The organism is Lysinibacillus fusiformis (genome assembly GCF_002845985.1).
Taxonomy (GTDB): Bacteria; Bacillota; Bacilli; order Bacillales_A; family Planococcaceae; genus Lysinibacillus; species Lysinibacillus fusiformis_D.
This window is the reverse complement of the sequence record NZ_PDFK01000003.1, coordinates 551,621-567,262: the sequence shown is the minus strand read 5'-3', so window position 1 is coordinate 567,262 and position 15,642 is coordinate 551,621. Positions and strand designations below refer to the sequence as shown.

17 protein-coding genes are annotated in these 15,642 nt (G+C 37.4%); 12 read left to right on the top strand and 5 right to left on the bottom strand.

The window, feature by feature from the left end:
• Positions 1-190: 190 nt before the first annotated feature.
• Together CRI88_RS13455 and CRI88_RS13450 are read right to left on the bottom strand one after the other, a co-directional pair.
• Positions 191-1,372, bottom strand: coding sequence for an MFS transporter (locus CRI88_RS13455; RefSeq protein ID WP_101966740.1), 1,182 nt, complete (start codon positions 1,370-1,372; stop codon positions 191-193).
• A gap of 21 nt (positions 1,373-1,393) precedes the next feature.
• Positions 1,394-1,855, bottom strand: a complete 462-nt coding sequence (locus CRI88_RS13450) for a MarR family transcriptional regulator (protein WP_058843643.1) — start codon at positions 1,853-1,855, stop codon at positions 1,394-1,396.
• A gap of 248 nt (positions 1,856-2,103) precedes the next feature.
• Between CRI88_RS13450 and CRI88_RS13445 the strand changes: the two genes are divergently transcribed.
• The 8 genes from CRI88_RS13445 to CRI88_RS13410 all read left to right on the top strand — a co-directional run bounded on the left by CRI88_RS13445 (position 2,104) and on the right by CRI88_RS13410 (position 9,672).
• On the top strand, positions 2,104-2,553 hold the full coding sequence (locus tag CRI88_RS13445) for a hypothetical protein (RefSeq protein ID WP_089932674.1): 450 nt from the start codon (positions 2,104-2,106) through the stop codon (positions 2,551-2,553).
• Between the two features lie 789 nt (positions 2,554-3,342).
• Positions 3,343-3,891, top strand: coding sequence for a hypothetical protein (locus tag CRI88_RS13440; RefSeq protein ID WP_036116978.1), 549 nt, complete (start codon positions 3,343-3,345; stop codon positions 3,889-3,891).
• Between the two features lie 277 nt (positions 3,892-4,168).
• Positions 4,169-5,230, top strand: coding sequence for a suppressor of fused domain protein (locus tag CRI88_RS13435; RefSeq protein ID WP_101966739.1), 1,062 nt, complete (start codon positions 4,169-4,171; stop codon positions 5,228-5,230).
• 68 nt (positions 5,231-5,298) lie between these two features.
• A complete protein-coding gene (locus CRI88_RS13430) occupies positions 5,299-6,960 on the top strand; it encodes a DUF6138 family protein (protein WP_101966738.1) in 1,662 nt (553 codons plus the stop codon).
• Positions 6,961-6,975: 15 nt separating this feature from the next.
• Positions 6,976-7,680, top strand: a complete 705-nt coding sequence (locus CRI88_RS13425) for a DUF4274 domain-containing protein (protein ID WP_101966737.1) — start codon at positions 6,976-6,978, stop codon at positions 7,678-7,680.
• Positions 7,681-7,693: 13 nt separating this feature from the next.
• Complete coding sequence (locus tag CRI88_RS13420) at positions 7,694-8,494, top strand: hypothetical protein (RefSeq protein ID WP_036116923.1); 801 nt, start codon at positions 7,694-7,696, stop codon at positions 8,492-8,494.
• A 223-nt stretch (positions 8,495-8,717) separates the two neighbouring features.
• Positions 8,718-9,185: a DUF4259 domain-containing protein gene (locus CRI88_RS13415; protein ID WP_036116920.1), complete on the top strand. Its 468-nt coding sequence runs from the start codon at positions 8,718-8,720 to the stop codon at positions 9,183-9,185.
• Between the two features lie 19 nt (positions 9,186-9,204).
• On the top strand, positions 9,205-9,672 hold the full coding sequence (locus tag CRI88_RS13410) for a hypothetical protein (protein WP_036116918.1): 468 nt from the start codon (positions 9,205-9,207) through the stop codon (positions 9,670-9,672).
• Positions 9,673-9,733: 61 nt separating this feature from the next.
• On the opposite strand, the gene CRI88_RS13405 is transcribed toward CRI88_RS13410, so the two are convergent.
• Positions 9,734-10,768: a YdcF family protein gene (locus tag CRI88_RS13405; RefSeq protein WP_101966736.1), complete on the bottom strand. Its 1,035-nt coding sequence runs from the start codon at positions 10,766-10,768 to the stop codon at positions 9,734-9,736.
• Positions 10,769-10,881: 113 nt separating this feature from the next.
• Positions 10,882-12,048 carry an immunity 26/phosphotriesterase HocA family protein gene (locus CRI88_RS13400; RefSeq protein ID WP_101966735.1) on the bottom strand — a complete coding sequence of 389 codons (1,167 nt, stop codon included), beginning with the start codon at positions 12,046-12,048 and terminating at the stop codon, positions 10,882-10,884.
• 192 nt (positions 12,049-12,240) lie between these two features.
• Between CRI88_RS13400 and CRI88_RS13395 the strand changes: the two genes are divergently transcribed.
• From CRI88_RS13395 to CRI88_RS13375, 4 genes are all read left to right on the top strand, one after another.
• Entirely contained in the window at positions 12,241-12,675 is a 435-nt protein-coding gene (locus CRI88_RS13395; RefSeq protein ID WP_101966734.1) for a GNAT family N-acetyltransferase, read from the top strand.
• Positions 12,676-12,687: 12 nt separating this feature from the next.
• On the top strand, positions 12,688-13,176 hold the full coding sequence (locus CRI88_RS13390; protein WP_058843648.1) for a nucleoside 2-deoxyribosyltransferase: 489 nt from the start codon (positions 12,688-12,690) through the stop codon (positions 13,174-13,176).
• Between the two features lie 2 nt (positions 13,177-13,178).
• Complete coding sequence (locus CRI88_RS13385; RefSeq protein WP_101966733.1) at positions 13,179-13,493, top strand: YbjQ family protein; 315 nt, start codon at positions 13,179-13,181, stop codon at positions 13,491-13,493.
• A 707-nt stretch (positions 13,494-14,200) separates the two neighbouring features.
• Entirely contained in the window at positions 14,201-15,127 is a 927-nt protein-coding gene (locus CRI88_RS13375) for a helix-turn-helix transcriptional regulator (RefSeq protein WP_101966731.1), read from the top strand.
• A 33-nt stretch (positions 15,128-15,160) separates the two neighbouring features.
• Here CRI88_RS13375 and CRI88_RS13370 read toward each other — a convergent pair whose 3' ends face one another.
• Positions 15,161-15,592 carry a hypothetical protein gene (locus CRI88_RS13370; RefSeq protein ID WP_036117138.1) on the bottom strand — a complete coding sequence of 144 codons (432 nt, stop codon included), beginning with the start codon at positions 15,590-15,592 and terminating at the stop codon, positions 15,161-15,163.
• Positions 15,593-15,642: the final 50 nt, after the last annotated feature.

Below are 15,642 nucleotides of genomic sequence, written 5' to 3'. Positions count from 1 at the left end.
TTTAAGTAAGAACCAAACAATGAAAACAACTGGGACAAGATAAAAAAATAATAGCAGAAAAACAGGGATAATGCCGAGTAATAATTCCATAATTGTATGAAAACCTCCTTATTGGTTTATTATACCATAATAATTATGGGGGAAGCGGCCAATTTTTGAAGATAGCTCAACCTACTAGCAACCATATTTATTACATAGTACAATGCTTTAAACTAGAATACTGAAATAGCGAAATAAGAAAAAATAAAACACCCAAAAAAACAAAGAGGAGGGTACTTGGCAGAACAAGACTTAATCCAGAAAACATACCACCGATTGCCATACCTGAATAGCGAATAAAATTAAACAGTCCTAAGGCAGCTCCTCTATATTCGCTATATTCATTACTTATAATCGTTGAAAATAGTGGAGGGGCAAATCCAATTGCTAAGCCATACACAAATAACAGGGTACTTAATACGATAATTGATTGAGTATGTAGGAAACCAAAAGCTATAATTAACAACGGGAAGAAAAATAAAACAGTGATAAATAGCTTTTTCAACGTCACTTTCTTCTGTATTTTTTTAAAGATAACACTCCCCAAAATCATACTAACAGTTAAAGGTAAGTATAATAATCCAATGTTTTGTAACGATATATGATAATGATCGTGGAGCAAGATCGGTAAAAATACTAGAATGACAAAGTAAATAAAGAAGACAAAAAAGCTTACCGTCATCGTCATTAAACCGACACGATTCAAAAAAATGGCTCGATAGATTTGGATAAAGCTACTAGCATTTTCTTGACCGTTATTTCTTTTTCCGTTGTTAGGAAATGCCAGCATAATAAACACAAGTAATAGGGTTGCAATAAGAAATAGACATAAAAAAATACCTTGGTAGCCATAATATTCGCCTAATATTCCACCTACTATTGGAGAAACTGCTGGGGCCAGGGAAAGTAGTATTTGATACGTCCCCATTGCGCTCCCCCTTGCTTCACCATCAAATAAGTGTGAAATCATATTTATCGTAACCAAGGGAATAACACCAGCTCCAATGGCTTGAACAACCCTAAAGACCATAAATACTAAAAAGTTGGTTGTAAATGCACAGACGATGGTTGAGATACTAATTAACAAGAAACTAAAGATCAACAACCGTTTTTGATTTTGGGTATCTATTACTGCACCTAAAAAAATTTGAACCATGGCTATGATAAAAATAAAGCTACTGACAGTGAAATTCACCCAATTAATAGATACGCTAAATGAATCCCGAATGAGTGGAATGACAGGCGTATAAATATTTTGATTTAAAGAAGCGAAGAAACTGCTTATACTTAACAAATACAATGCAAGTATTTTCGTTTGAGCTAGTCGAGACATATACATTCTCCTTTTACAGCTTTAATGTGACTTCATGTTTTCGGTAATAGCGTTTAAAAATCGAATAATTGTCTCTAATTCCGAAGTGTTAAAATCATTAAGGATACTTAAGTAACGATTTTTTGCCTGCTCATGTAATTGATGGTGGATAAGCGCAAGCATCTCCCCTGATTTTGTTAGCATATAATATACTTCCTTTTTATTATCTTCTTGCTGCATTTTTTCAAGGATATTATGCTCTAATAGCTTTTTTACTGCTTTTGTAATCGCTGGTTTCGAAACATTTAAAGTTTCTGAGAGTGTGATGTTATTCGCCTTTCCTTTCTCTTTAATTGCTGCAACAATGTGTAATTGTGTCAATGTCCAATCTGAAACAATTGCTTCCTCCTGACTGACTTTCATTCCTTTTCTTCTTCTGTCAGCCGATTCTCTTTCTGTAATTAATCGTTGCAAAGCTTCTATAACATCATTTTTTTTCTCCATTTGTGTCACCTAGCCTTATTTTATTTTAGTTAACTGGTTAACAATTTCAATTTTATATTTTATTTTTATTTATGTCAACAGGTGTATTTAACGAGGTTATTTAATAGTTAATCAGTTAATAATAAGGTTGATATTAGCGATTTGACCGTAGCTATGCCTAGTGAAACTTGGATGTAGTGCAGTCAACTAAAATAAAATGAAGAAATTCATTGTAGTTATAGTTCAACTTTATGGTTCACTGCATCTGAGTGACTTTAGAATTAGTTAGTGAAAATGGTCTACTTTGGTTAATTCCTACATATCAAAATTCAATATTAAGTAAGGTTGAATACTTTTCTTTTATTATTAATGATCAATTTTGGGTTTGTGATCCTAACTGCTATCGTATTCATGTTATTGATGAGATGAATTTTTCGTATATTGAAGACTTATTAACCCAGCCAATAAATAAAGTGGTTGTAAACAATTCGAGTACAGGAAAAGATTTGAATAATAACACTTTTGAAGTAATAAATAAAACAAAAGTATTTTCAACCTTAGATTCAGCAATTTGTTATACGGCAAACTTAAAAAATATAACCGAGGACTCTGCGGTTATTTTTCAAATAATTAACCCAGAAGGAAAATTGCATTTTGTGGACTGTGAGTGCTTAATGAGGAATAAAAAAATGGTGAACGAATTTATTATGCAGGATTAAAAATTACGCCTAATTTATTAGAAGGTACCTGGACCTTTCAACTGATTCATCAAAATAAAATAATAGATTCAAAAGCCGTTTTATACAAAATCTATAAAATTAACTATGGAAAAGATAAGAATAGTCATTTTACGAAAAAAAATTTCAATTTTAATTTAGAAATTTGAACGATATTAATTTTAGGAAGTGATTTTTATGAGTACTGGTAGGCAAATAGCTTCAATTTTTATATTACTATATTTTGTAGTTTTTTTTATAGTTTCAAAAACCTTTTCATTATCATCTACATTCAATTACATAGTTTGCGGAGCAGGATTAATAATTTCTGTTATTCTACATATGTATTTTAAATTTAAATATGAAAATATTAAAAAACCAGGTTCTCGTTAAATTGAGTACCTGGTTTAATTAATTCCATAAATTTTATCTTGCTAATACATATTCTATCGTATGTGCGAACGAACATTCTATGTAAGGGAGATGAACTCAACTTAGAGGAAATCGCAACCGCATTAAGTCTCCAGATTCCAAATATACCCCACATAAGAATACAATTAAATTCATATAAATAAAGGTAGTAAAAAAATCATAGAAATCTTGATTTCAACGTACCTATTCAATTCTAAATACACCCCCATAAAACTAAATCTTAAGAAAAACTTCAGGTTCTACTAAGGAAATATTTAAGATTCGTTGTGTATACTTATTAAAAAAAGGAAATTCACGAAACCATTTGAAGATTTAAAACGTATTGGTAGTAGGAGAGAGAATATTGGAGTAGGTGAAGATATGGCACATACGATTTACATAGTATTAACTAAAACAGGGACATTACTATCGAAAGCGATAGGCATGTATACGGGCAAAGAGATGAATCATGCATCCATAGCCTTTGATGAGGGGCTTTCTGAGATGTATAGCTTTGGTCGAAGGCAATTAAACAATCCGTTAAGTGGGGGCTTTTTACGAGAGGATGCAGAAAGAGGCCTATTTGAGTCTGCCGATTGTGTCATTTATCGTTGTCGGATATCCCATTATCAATATTTAGAGATGATGAAAATTGTGCGCTATATGTATTGGAATCGGGATCGCTATAAATATAATTTTATCGGTCTTTTTGGTGTGGTGATGCAAAAGGAAGTGAGACGTGAGCGTGCTTATTTTTGTTCCCAATTTGTAGCGACGCTATTAAAAGTGGGTGGTCTAAAAATCTATCAAAATCCAGCATTAATGACGCCTCATTGCCTAGCACAATTACCATATTTAGAAAAAGTGTTTGCTGGAAAACTAGCAGACTATTTACAAGCTACTCGTGAGCCAGTTATGCTGTATGGCTAACGAAGACATACTCCAATCTATAAATGCCTTTCATTACGTATTAATATCAATATATTGAATCAGGTAGGCAATCTTCCATTTTATTTTTTCGTAAAATAGAAGATTGCCTGCTGATTTTTTATTAGTAATATTTACCTCATATAGGATGACCATACACCTAATTGCTGGAAAGCTGAAAATAAGTCCTATTCCTGTTAAAGTACTACCATAAAATTGCTATCATAAATACTAGGTACGTATGTGTAACGATTGAATCATCAGCAAGGAGGATATATAGATGAGTGAAGAACTAACAGCAGTTGGTTGGGATGCGATTGATCAGGCATTAAGACAGGTGTATAGTGAGCAGGAGCCAATGCATTACGGAACCATGATTCCCTACTCGCTAGGAGGACAAGATCCTTTAGATGGGATAAGTGCATATAAAAGTGAAACCCCGATTCCGCATTGGCATTTTGTTACATATGGTTTCTCGGAATTATATGAAAAAGAATTTGACAATCAAGAATATAGTGGGTATGGATTTGAGCTGACATTTCGCTTAGTACGCAACGAGAATGAAGAGGAGCCACCTGCTTGGGCTTTAAATTTACTGCAAAATATGGGCAGATATGTCTTTAATAGTGGCAATGTTTTTAGAGCAGGGGATTATTTAGATGCAAATGGACCCATCTGTCTTGATGCTGACACGCAATTAACCGCACTCGCCTTCACATATGATCCACAGCTTGCTGAAATAAATACACCAAATGGAAAAATGGAGTTTATTCAAATGGTTGGTATTTCAGAGGATGAGCTAGAAGCGATGCAGACGTGGAATACACTTGGGGTGCTAGAGGCTGGTATTGAGCAAATACCAAGCTATATTACGGATTTAACACGTAATTCTCTCCTGCAAAATCAAGAAGTTGTCGCAGCAGTTGAGCAAGGAATGGAGGAAGATGGCTCCAATACGGGTTTTCTTTTTGTAGACCAGCTCGCTTGGGAGATTGGGAAAAAAGGTTGGTTTAACAAACAGTCCAATGTTATTCAACTCGGGGCGAAACAGGCAGAGGTCATTAGTAAATTACTACGTGGGCGTATTTTAAAAGATAAAAACCTAAGCTTAGTCGGACAACAAATAACAATCCAATTTAAAGCGGATTCCCAAGTTGGCTATCGTGAGGATGGACAGGAAATTACCATTTCATTGAACAGGGCAGCGGTAGAAGAATTAAGTCAAAAGCTAGTGCCACAAGAAAGCCAATTCACTGTGTCTTCTTTAGCAGGTGTAAGCTTTCAAATTTTGAAAACACATATTAAAAATCAAGAAGGAGCGGTTGTGAAAACAATCGGATAAGATTGATCTCTCGCTAAGGCTTTTTAGCGGGAGATTTTTCTCTAAAAGTAGAAAGGGAGGGTGAGACATTGCAACAGTGTGTAGAACATTTTCTAGCAGCTGTGTGGGAACAACTCACAGCTGTTTATCAACAAGAAAGTAAACGGATAATGGACTTAAAAGAACAAAGTAAATTACAAGCAGGTGTCTTTCATTATTTAAAAGTTGCCTGGAAAAAAGGGAAAAGTCCTAATGGCAATATCTTTATTGATGTCTATGAGCCATTTAGTTGGAGTGATAGTGCCTATAGGGTAGAAGCAGGTCCATACATACAGGAGTTTACCAAAGTAAATCAGATAGAGGAGCTTTTTTCGGCTCTCTGTACAAAAATGGAGACGTTGTTTCAATCCGAGCAATATGGTTTCCGATTTTTTGATTACCATTTTCAAGTAGTCCTTGAATTTGAGCATGACGGGACGATGCTTAGCTATCAGAAAAAGCTTCTCCATGATCATAAGCTAGCGTTAGTGAAAGAGCAGCTGGCTACATTTATTGAAACAAAGGTAATGGCTGAGCTACCTATACGACCAAGTGATCATGATGAATTTTTCTTTGCACAGTATTTAGTCAATCCGCATTTTTTTCATCAGTCAGCCAGTGAAATCGAACCACTTATTTGTCAACTAGAAGTAAAACATCGTGCCAATAAAGAGCGTCTAGACCAATGGATTCATTATTATACAATGGCGTTTAAGCACTGGGCAGAGAAACAATTTTTACCGTACTATTTTAAACAAACAGGGGATTATATCCAAGAGTGGGTGCTGAAAACTGAGGATATGGTACAGCAACTGGAGCAGGAAAGGCTAAATTTCTTTCTTTATGTAGCATTGAAAATTGGTCAAAAAGATCCAGCTACCTGTTTAAAGTATCTTGAGCTTGCCAAACAGCTGGGCTCACAGCAAGCTGTTGATTATTTGCAAAAAGGAAGCGGTCGTTTTGAAAGTATGCGGAAGCGTGAGATGTTCCAAGGGCAAGCAAATGATGTTTTACAAACAATTGATATACGAGTAATAGTTGAAGAGGAAGCGGCTTATCGTGAAGCGCTTCATTATATCATTCAACTGTTGCAGGAAGGTTTTCCAAAGGGCTATAAGCTAACCTTCAAGAGTAAAGTGAAAAATTACCTTCCTGTTAAAAAGTTAGCCAAGTCAAAGCTCCATCAGTTTTTTGCCAATTGCCTTGAATATCCTAGCCTTTTTCCGTTAGTAGCGGATTATGCACAGATTGCTATGGAGGAATTTGCATGGTATCAGGATGTCGAGCCGAGCGAAAAATCAGCGATGCCTGGCACCTACGCGGTCTTTGGTTTAGGTCTTTATAGTAAGGCTTATTTCCCGCTCGTTGAACATTATATGGCACTAGTGGATACAGAGCATCAATCTGTGCAGGATGCTTATGCCGAGGCTTTTCAGGAGGTACATGGCCTAGCAGTGGAGGTGATGCCTGTGTTCGTAGCTATTCTATTAGGTGGGAGTGAGTCGGCTAAGCCATTAAAGGGCATGGACATCAAGGGGTTAGACTTACTTACGGCACTTGTGCAAGAACTGGAGAAAAAAGAAGACTACCAGCGTGCATTTATTTTATATCGAATATTTGGTAGTTCCAAGAAGATCGCACAACGTCTAAAGCAAGAAGAAGCACCGATGAAAAATGAGCTGCAGAAATTATTGCAATGGATGGATTTATGAAAGGAGGGCAGTTAAATGGAATGGGCGAAGGTGTGTAAAACTAAGGATATTGAGCACGTGCGAGAGGCGGTAAGCAAGCTGGATGTCAATGAGCGGGATGTACGTGGTAGAACACCGTTAATGCTTTTCCTAACAAATCGAATGCCACTTGAAGGAATCAAGCTGCTATTGGCACAAAATATTGATTTAGAGGCACGAGATAAGCTAGGTGATACGGCGCTTAAAAAGGCTGTAAAATTTAAGCAAGCAGAGGTACTTTCATTACTGCTTGCTGAAGGTGTAGATTTACAGGCGCCTGAGGGGATTACCGCTACAGCTTGGTATGCAGCAAGAGACCATAGAGGGATTGCGGATTTATTGCTGGATACGCCTGGAGCCATTCGACTGACCTTGCAGGCAGCAGAACAGCTGCAAGTGGAGTCCATTTTATATGAGGAATCCCTTGATACAATGTGCCATGAAATAAGTAAGGTGTCATCAGCTGTCATTTTGCATGCCATTGTGAATGGCTATAATTGGGATGATGGACCAGAGCCCATGCTTGCAGCGTTAGCCAATCCAGTATGTGCACCTATAACCATGGTGGACATGTTTGAACTGATGGAAGGCGAGTATTGGCTAGAACAAACAGAAGAAGAACTAGCGAGCTCCTATTGGAAACGACCATGGAAAGAGATGGCAGAAATACTACAGGAAAAGTTGAAATTCTGTGATAGATAGTGAGGAATGTGCAATGGATCAGAAAGCAAAAAAAATTTTAATGCAAACCTATTGGCAATCAGGTAGATGGCGGTCAGGCGGATATACTTATACAGAAGAAGATTTTCAGTATGCCAAAAGTAAGGGCTTGATGTTTGACCGATTAACCATTACTCATGATGAATGTGTACAGAGGTTACGACATCTTCATGAAGAAGGTGTAACAAAGGAGCTTGTGGTGACAGCATTTTTGCATAGCTTATCGACGCGTAAAGTATATTTGCGCAGTGCCTTATCCAGCTGGGCTCTTACCCATGACCTACTAATCCACACGTATCATGAGCGACCTGTTACATTAGTATCCTATAGTGGCTGTGGGTACTGTAATGAGCAGAAAATCATGTCAAATGAAGAATATGTAAATGAAGATTTAAATGTGCTTAATTTTGAACGAATGAAGTGGGGAGGTGTTCGTCTCAATTGGCTCTTATATTGTTTGCTAGATTTAGAATGTTTAGTGAAAGAACAAGAGACGTTTACGGTGTGTGAGGAAGATATAATGATAGTAAAACAGATGATAGCGGCAATAGAATCCTGTAATGAGACGGATGCAGCTAGACAGCTGGAGAAGCGTTGGAAGGATGTTTTTAAGTCCAATCAATATGAACGAGATGCTGTGATGGAAATCTGGGGCTATGCTGGTTTACTAGTATCACAGGATGATTATCGCAAGGAGCGTGGACGTGGAACGGATTTTATGTCAATGGCTACCTGGAGAGGACAAGATGGCTATTCGCAAGATAAGATGCAGTTTTACTTTGGCTCCTATCTGTAAATTTGGACTAGCTACGCCAACTCATAAGACAATATTCTGTTAGACAATCCTGATAGCGCAACCATATGGAACGAGCTCTAGCATGCTTCTAATTTGATCGTTTGCTGTGGACATGTTCATTGGGAGACGCCCCCTAGTAATGTGCGCTGATGGTGTGCTAATTTTAAATACAAATGGTTGCGAAAAGCTTTAATTAGATAGATGAAGGGAGAAGTGTAGGGAAATGGGTGCATGGGGATACAAAGCATTGGAAAGTGACGAAGGTTTGGATGTAGTGGGCTTTTTACAAGATTTTATGAAGCATCACAAAGAATCGAGTCAGATTACCTTGTGGAGCATTGTCCAGATGATGAAAAATAAAGGCTTTTTTGGAGACAACTTTGAGGATATCGATTTTTTCTACGATATTAGCGCTATGGCACTGGCAGAGCTTTATTGCCAATATCTTGATACAGGTCAAATCTATGGTTACGAAAGTAAGAATGTACAAGTGCACTGGACAGCAAATGAAGACTCTTTGACATTTATTTTACAGTATCTAAAGGACATTCAAGATGAAAAGCCTGATCAGCATGGAGGGAGAGAAATGACAGAACTATGGAGAGAGTCCGAGAGTTGGCTAGAATGGCAGTCGAATCTAGCCTATCTTATACAAAGGATTGAACAAGAAATCAGCTGTTTGCAGCAATAAAAAAGGGAGGTCATTGGAAGTGACCTATGATTTTTGGATAATGGCTTCCATCATGGAATTGCTTGACTATCCAGATGAGGAAAATGATCATTATATTCCTCAGCCAACATTGCAAGCCATTATGGATGTGCTTAATATCCAAGTGCCAATAAAAGAAATTTACGAACGTTTTTTTGATCAGTCCATTCATACAGGGCATGTTTTAGTATTTGCTAATAAGCATCTGCCGCATGCCTGTATTGTACTTGATACTTATCGTGATCCACTAGATCAGCAGGATTTAATTCGATTTGGCTGGAGGGTGGCAGCGAAGGATGTTTGTCTAGTAAGACAGTTATCTCGGAAACTATTTGACAATTGTGATGAGGGCATTCGCTACGAGGAAGGTCAATCTATTCTCTATCAGGTACTGCAGGAACAAAGCTATCCTCGTAAATACTACTACGAGACGGTATTTGAGCAAAAAATGAAGAACTATATGGTGTGACCAATCATAAAAGGATTCGTGACACTTCCTATAGAAAGTGCGCGAATCCATATGAAAGACATTATACAAAGAAAAAACTAAATAAAGATAAGATGATGGAAATGCCAACAATAGGTCCAATCATTTTCATATGTCGTTTTCGTCCCATCACAACAATCGCCACATACTCACGAATCATGGCATTTGGCCAATAATAAAAGGCTGTCTTTGATCCTATGCCTTGACTATTCAAGCCCGCAAGTCTTGCATAAATACCAGCGCGAAATAGGTGGAAGTTATTCGTCGTAAAAATACTGTTATAGTCCTTACCTTGTTTCCGATCATCCATCAGTTGTTTAGAAAATAACATATTTTGATAGGTATTGACAGAGCGGTTCTCCTGTAAAGTATGCTCAATTGGAATGCCTTTTTCAATCGCATATCGTTGCATTGCTTCAGCTTCAGGTAGATTCTCGTCATGACCTTGTCCACCAGAGAAAATAATGGTCGGTGGCGTAGTAACAGCTGCTTGCTTATGGTAGAAATCCATTGCTTTTTGAATTCTACTAGCTAACAGCGGCGGTACTTTGTCATTGATCAAGCCACTTCCTAGCACGATGATAAAATCTTGATTCAGCTTTGGTCGATTGAATTGATAAAGAAAATAGGCGGACAAAAAATTAGATAAATGGATAAAGAAATAAAACGTGATCAGCGAGATCCCACCAAAGATCGGTTGGAGGTGGATTGAAAACACACTCGCTGGATAGATAATCGGTAAGAGGATAAATAGCAATATGCCTATGGCGACCAGTAATGTTAAAGAATTGGCCAAACGTCGACCTTCTCGCTTCATCAATACTCTCGCATTTAAAAATAAACCAAACATTAAGGCAAGAATGCCAAAAGGAATCAAGATAAATAGGGCAATAAAAGGGATAATAACAATGAGCCTTAAAAAGTAATGGTCAGATGCTAAAGATGCGATGACGCAGAATAACAGAAAAGAACAAATAAATAGATTAAATAATAGTCCATTGATCATTTTTCTTGGGTCTTTTAAATAAGAAATGAGAAAAATGACAAAAAGAATGAGTGGAATAATGCCAAAATACATACAAAATGCACCTCTAGTGATGGAGTGGTTGATGATATCTTTATATTATAAGTCATAATTGGGCGAAATCAACCATCGACAAAATGACAAGAGGGAGCCTGACGATACTCCCTCTATTTTTTGTGTGAGCGATTTTCGGATTTATGGAGATAATGAAGATATTCATGACGCGTTAATCCGCCAGTTTGACGATTAAATTCATCATAAGTAATATCTGCTGGTAAGCCAAATTCAGCGAATGCCTGTTGATGTTCTTTATGATAGTACGGATGAGCCAGTGATCTAGATGCATTTTCTTCCTCTGATTTCAACCAATCAATTGCAACGCCTGCAGAGACACCGTGGTTTGTAAAACGATTGCCTGTTTGAAATGTAGTGATAGATGCTGGCTTGCTAATCGTTCCTGTGCCCCATGAAAGACGGTAACGAGGCTCCTTCCCATAGTGGAGAGTCTGTCCGTAACCTAGAGGGAATAAAATATCGTCTTCTGTTAACGTTTTATGACCAAGCTTTTCATAGCAGCCCCTCATAAAATAGTCGTCCATGACGATTTGTGTTTGGGAAGCTAATGGAGCAGAGGTAATTTCCTCAAGAGAAGGCAAACGCTCTGTCGTGGTCAACAGATAAGGACGAATAAATAAAGGCATAGTCATCACATTATGCCAAATACTATCTTCTGCAAATAACTGATCTTTTTGCATTTGCCGTAAATCGCCAATAACCAGCACATAGCCGTTGACGAATAGATCAATCTCTACACGAAAAATATCGCCTGGTATAGCCTTATAACGTAAACTTTTCATCTTTGTCAGCTTTTTTAGCTTGTCTGCGTAATCTGTAGGAAGCTGAGTCGGAAATTGCAGTAGCCAATCCATGATCGCCGACTTAGTCGTTAAATGCTCAAAACCTGTAAGCGGAAGCTGATAATATGTTTTTGCATTGCGAGCTGTAATATAGCTTGATGGTTGGTGTTCATTGCCTAGACCAGCAGAAAAAATAACACCTGTTGCTTTCACGGCAGAAATCGTTGTGTAATTTAATTTCTTTTCCTTTCCACGTGCGGTTTGTGGGACAATCATTTCACGATTACGTGTTAAAATGTCCACATCAGCTTCCTGATAGCTATGCTCATTAACGAAAATTCTTTTTTTAATCACATCCCCCTCGAAGCAAATAAAGTAATCTTCTCGAATTTGATGTGTGTCCCAATGATTTTCTAGCATATGTAGACCGAAATAAGGGCGTAGTGAATTTGTTAGCCAACTAGTAAATAATGTCAATAAGACTTCCTCCTTACGTATGTTTGTTATGTGGGTCAAGTATACTGAATTTGACGGATGACGAAAATAGGATGGGTGAAAAATGGTTAAAATAGTTGCTTTTATGTGATAGCAACGATTGCTTTCGGAGCAGAAGGCCGCCTTTTTCATCAGGCTATAGAACTGTTATAATGACAGACAGAGGTGATGAACATGCATATTTTGACGATTGAAGGCATACCCTATGCTTGGCTTGAGCCATTACAGGAAATTCATGCTCACGTCTTTGACGGTGCCAAACTGCCAGTCGAAAAGCTAGAAAAGAAAGAAGGTCTTCTTTGTTTATTGGCAGTTGAAGATGAGGCGCTATTCGGCTTTAAACTGGGCTATCCACATCCAGATGGTGTTTTTTATAGTTGGTTGGGTGGTGTTCATGTGACAATGCGGGGGCGAGGTATTGCTAGTCAATTAATGAAGGCGCAGCATGCGGCTATTCAGGAAGTAGGATTTCAAAAAGTTCGTACATATGGTAGAAATACACGCAAAGCCATGCTCATTACCAATCTCAAACATGGCTTTGATATCGTTTCAACATTTATTGATGAAAAAGGAAGACATAAAATTATATTTGAAAAAACATTCGATTAAGGAGTTTTAAACATGAAAGCATATTTAGCAAACGGATTATTTTCTTTAGGAGATCGCTTCGTCAATGAGCAATTGGCAGCAGCTATTCGGGAGGCCGTGCCAGACATCGCTTTATACGTACCACAGGAAAACGATGCTATCAATGATAAATCAGCTTATGCAGATAGCTTAGCCATTGCCCAAGCAGATTTAGAAATGCTGCAAAATAGTGATGTATTGATAGCTGTATTGGATGGGGTTGAAATTGATTCAGGTGTGGCCGCTGAAATTGGTGCGTTCTCTATGCTGAATCGTCCTATTATTGGTGTACTGACAGATGTTCGTCAGCAAGGACGAGACAATATGCAAAAAATAGAGGCGCTAATCCGAGATGGGCTAGAGAATCAGTTCGTTTATCGTAATCTATTTGTTGTGGGGTTAATTAAACGTAATGGCGTTATAACGTCTTCCATTGAAGAGGCTGTGGAAGCCGTACAAAAATTGAACAACGAGGAGGCATAATCATGCTGTTAGCTACATCAGACGTGATAGCAGGAAAAGACATTATTAACACTTTAGGACTAGTGCGAGGAAATTCTGTTCAATCAAGAAACATCGGCCGAGACATGATAGCTGGTCTTCGTAATATTGTGGGTGGCGAGATGAAAGAGTATGCTGAGATGCTTGTGCGTTCTCGCGAAATCGCCACACAGGCAATGATAGAGGAAGCCCAACAAATGGGAGCAGATGCCATTGTGGGTGTCCGTTATGCGACTTCATCTGTAATGGATGGCACATCAGAAGTGTTGGTATATGGAACGGCTGTGAGATTTAAATAACAGTTTCAGACTGGGGGATAGAAGCCATCGAGAAGTTTGATATGCTCTCGATGGCTTTTGTCATTTTTTTCTCTCTTTCATATTCAATATTTGGTAAACTATTACCAAAGGAGCGCTTGCATGAACATTTTTTTAGACCACTTAAAGTTACCCATCGCATCCGTAAAACCATGCTCAATGGTTTCTTTGATTTGTTTGATGTTATAGAACTATCGTAAATGTTCAGCTTCCTTCACATAGAATTCCCAAATAGGAAGTTGAATGAGTTCTTACTTTCTGTACATTATAATAGGCTTGGTCACCTCAAACGCTTGCTTTTCATCAACATATGTAGTTGGAGTTCTTTATCTAGAAGCTGATGGAATGAAGAGCGCTGACTTCTGCGGGAGAAGCGGAAGTTGAGATTCTGGACTGAGAGGATGTTTTCTGTGCGAAAGCGAAGCGGAGGGAAATAGCTTGACTGCGCCTGTAGCGGAAATCAATGGCTTTACTTTATTTTATTGCAAAAATGCTGCGTTTATCGAATTTATTGTAAAATTTTAGTTAATTATGTTAGAAATACAGTCTATTGTGCTGCTTTAATGATGTTTTATTATAAGATGCGTATAATACCTATTATACAGATAAGGTATAATGGTTATGGTAGTAAAGGTTAATGATGCCCAACTTAGAATCTGTTGGGCATGATAGAAGAAAGAGTGGGATATATGGTAGATTCACAACAAAGCAAAGGCTATCGTGTTCTTTCGATATTTGATCGATTGATGGATGGCCAAGGAATCAACAAGAAGCAGGAAGCATTGACACATCAGGTTGGTGAAAAAACCATACAACGGGATATCGACGAAATTCGTACATATCTGAGAAAGGCTAAACTCAATTGCCGCTTACAATATGTCCGTACAGAAAAAGTATATAAACTAATACAAACAGATCATCATCGTTTATCTAAAGAACAAGTATTAGTTATTATTAAAATACTAATTCAATCAAGAGCATTTAGTAAGACTGAGATGAATGAACTGTTGGAGAAGCTTATTTCTATTGTGGCAGCAAATCAGGATGCTCAAATACTATTAAAGGAAAAATCGGTAGAGGTAGATGTACAACATAACCAATCCTTAGTACCATTCATTTGGAGCATTTCAGAAGCCATTCAAAAGAACAAGGTCATGACAATTGATTATGTAGCTGAGGGAGAAAGTATCTCCACCGAAAAGATGGTGAAGCCTCTAGCTGTGATCTTTTCAGCACCCTATTTTTATGTTCTAGCAGATAATCAAGATAGTCCAACTGTTTACCGAATGGATCGTATTCAGCATCTTCGTGAACAGGATAAAACATTTCAAATAGGTGAGCTCCACAAGGATCAGCCATTGATTGATGTTAGTGAGCCTATACGATTTCTCTATAGAGGAAAGTACCCCCAAACTGTTTTCAATCGATTTCCGACAGCCAAGCTCGTATCGCAAAATGATCATGCCTACTTATTTGAAGCAAATGTGTTTGGAAACGACATCAATATGTGGTTTTTAAGTCAGGGAGCAGATCTAGAGATATTGGAGCCAATCGAGCTGAGAGAAGAGATGATAGAAACTATACAGGCAATGCAGCAAAATTATCATTGTATTTAAAAACCCGCGCAATTTTAAGCACGGGTTTTACTATTACTGAAAAAGTTGTTCAATGAATGTCAAATCGACATCATGATTGAGCTTGTAATCTTTCATATAATTTTCTTCATATAAATAAACGAATAAATGGTGATTATCATCTATACGTAAACCGATTTCCCTGTCATCATTGATCGATAACGTCAGCCAATAAGCTTCTTTAAAATCGGATTTAGCAAACCATACTTTTTTTAATGGCAGGTCTTTTAATGGCTGCATTATTTGGTCGATTTCTGCTTTATTTGTAAGCATGATCGTTTTTTCATCCGAAGAACGAATGACTTCAATTTCATGAATTTCCTTCAAATCGAGACGCTCTGTTACCTCTGTTGTAAAATCGGTGTCCCTTGTTAGTAGCATCGTTGAGATATACAGAATAAGTAATGGTAGTAAAATGCCTAGAAGTAGTTTGTATCTTTTTTTCATACTCGTCTCCTTAAATTCTAAAAATTCGCACATATGTATTCTTTTCCACG

Bases quoted from the DNA above. Each gene is read 5' to 3' on its own strand.
- CRI88_RS13455 (WP_101966740.1), bottom strand. From the start codon at position 1,372: ATGTCTCGACTAGCTCAAACGAAAATACTTGCATTGTATTTGTTAAGT.
- CRI88_RS13450 (WP_058843643.1), bottom strand. From the start codon at position 1,855: ATGGAGAAAAAAAATGATGTTATAGAAGCTTTGCAACGATTAATTACA.
- CRI88_RS13440 (WP_036116978.1), top strand. From the start codon at position 3,343: ATGGCACATACGATTTACATAGTATTAACTAAAACAGGGACATTACTA.
- CRI88_RS13435 (WP_101966739.1), top strand. From the start codon at position 4,169: ATGAGTGAAGAACTAACAGCAGTTGGTTGGGATGCGATTGATCAGGCA.
- CRI88_RS13425 (WP_101966737.1), top strand. From the start codon at position 6,976: ATGGAATGGGCGAAGGTGTGTAAAACTAAGGATATTGAGCACGTGCGA.
- CRI88_RS13420 (WP_036116923.1), top strand. From the start codon at position 7,694: ATGGATCAGAAAGCAAAAAAAATTTTAATGCAAACCTATTGGCAATCA.
- CRI88_RS13415 (WP_036116920.1), top strand. From the start codon at position 8,718: ATGGGTGCATGGGGATACAAAGCATTGGAAAGTGACGAAGGTTTGGAT.
- CRI88_RS13405 (WP_101966736.1), bottom strand. From the start codon at position 10,768: ATGTATTTTGGCATTATTCCACTCATTCTTTTTGTCATTTTTCTCATT.
- CRI88_RS13395 (WP_101966734.1), top strand. From the start codon at position 12,241: ATGCATATTTTGACGATTGAAGGCATACCCTATGCTTGGCTTGAGCCA.
- CRI88_RS13390 (WP_058843648.1), top strand. From the start codon at position 12,688: ATGAAAGCATATTTAGCAAACGGATTATTTTCTTTAGGAGATCGCTTC.
- CRI88_RS13385 (WP_101966733.1), top strand. From the start codon at position 13,179: ATGCTGTTAGCTACATCAGACGTGATAGCAGGAAAAGACATTATTAAC.
- CRI88_RS13375 (WP_101966731.1), top strand. From the start codon at position 14,201: ATGGTAGATTCACAACAAAGCAAAGGCTATCGTGTTCTTTCGATATTT.
- CRI88_RS13370 (WP_036117138.1), bottom strand. From the start codon at position 15,592: ATGAAAAAAAGATACAAACTACTTCTAGGCATTTTACTACCATTACTT.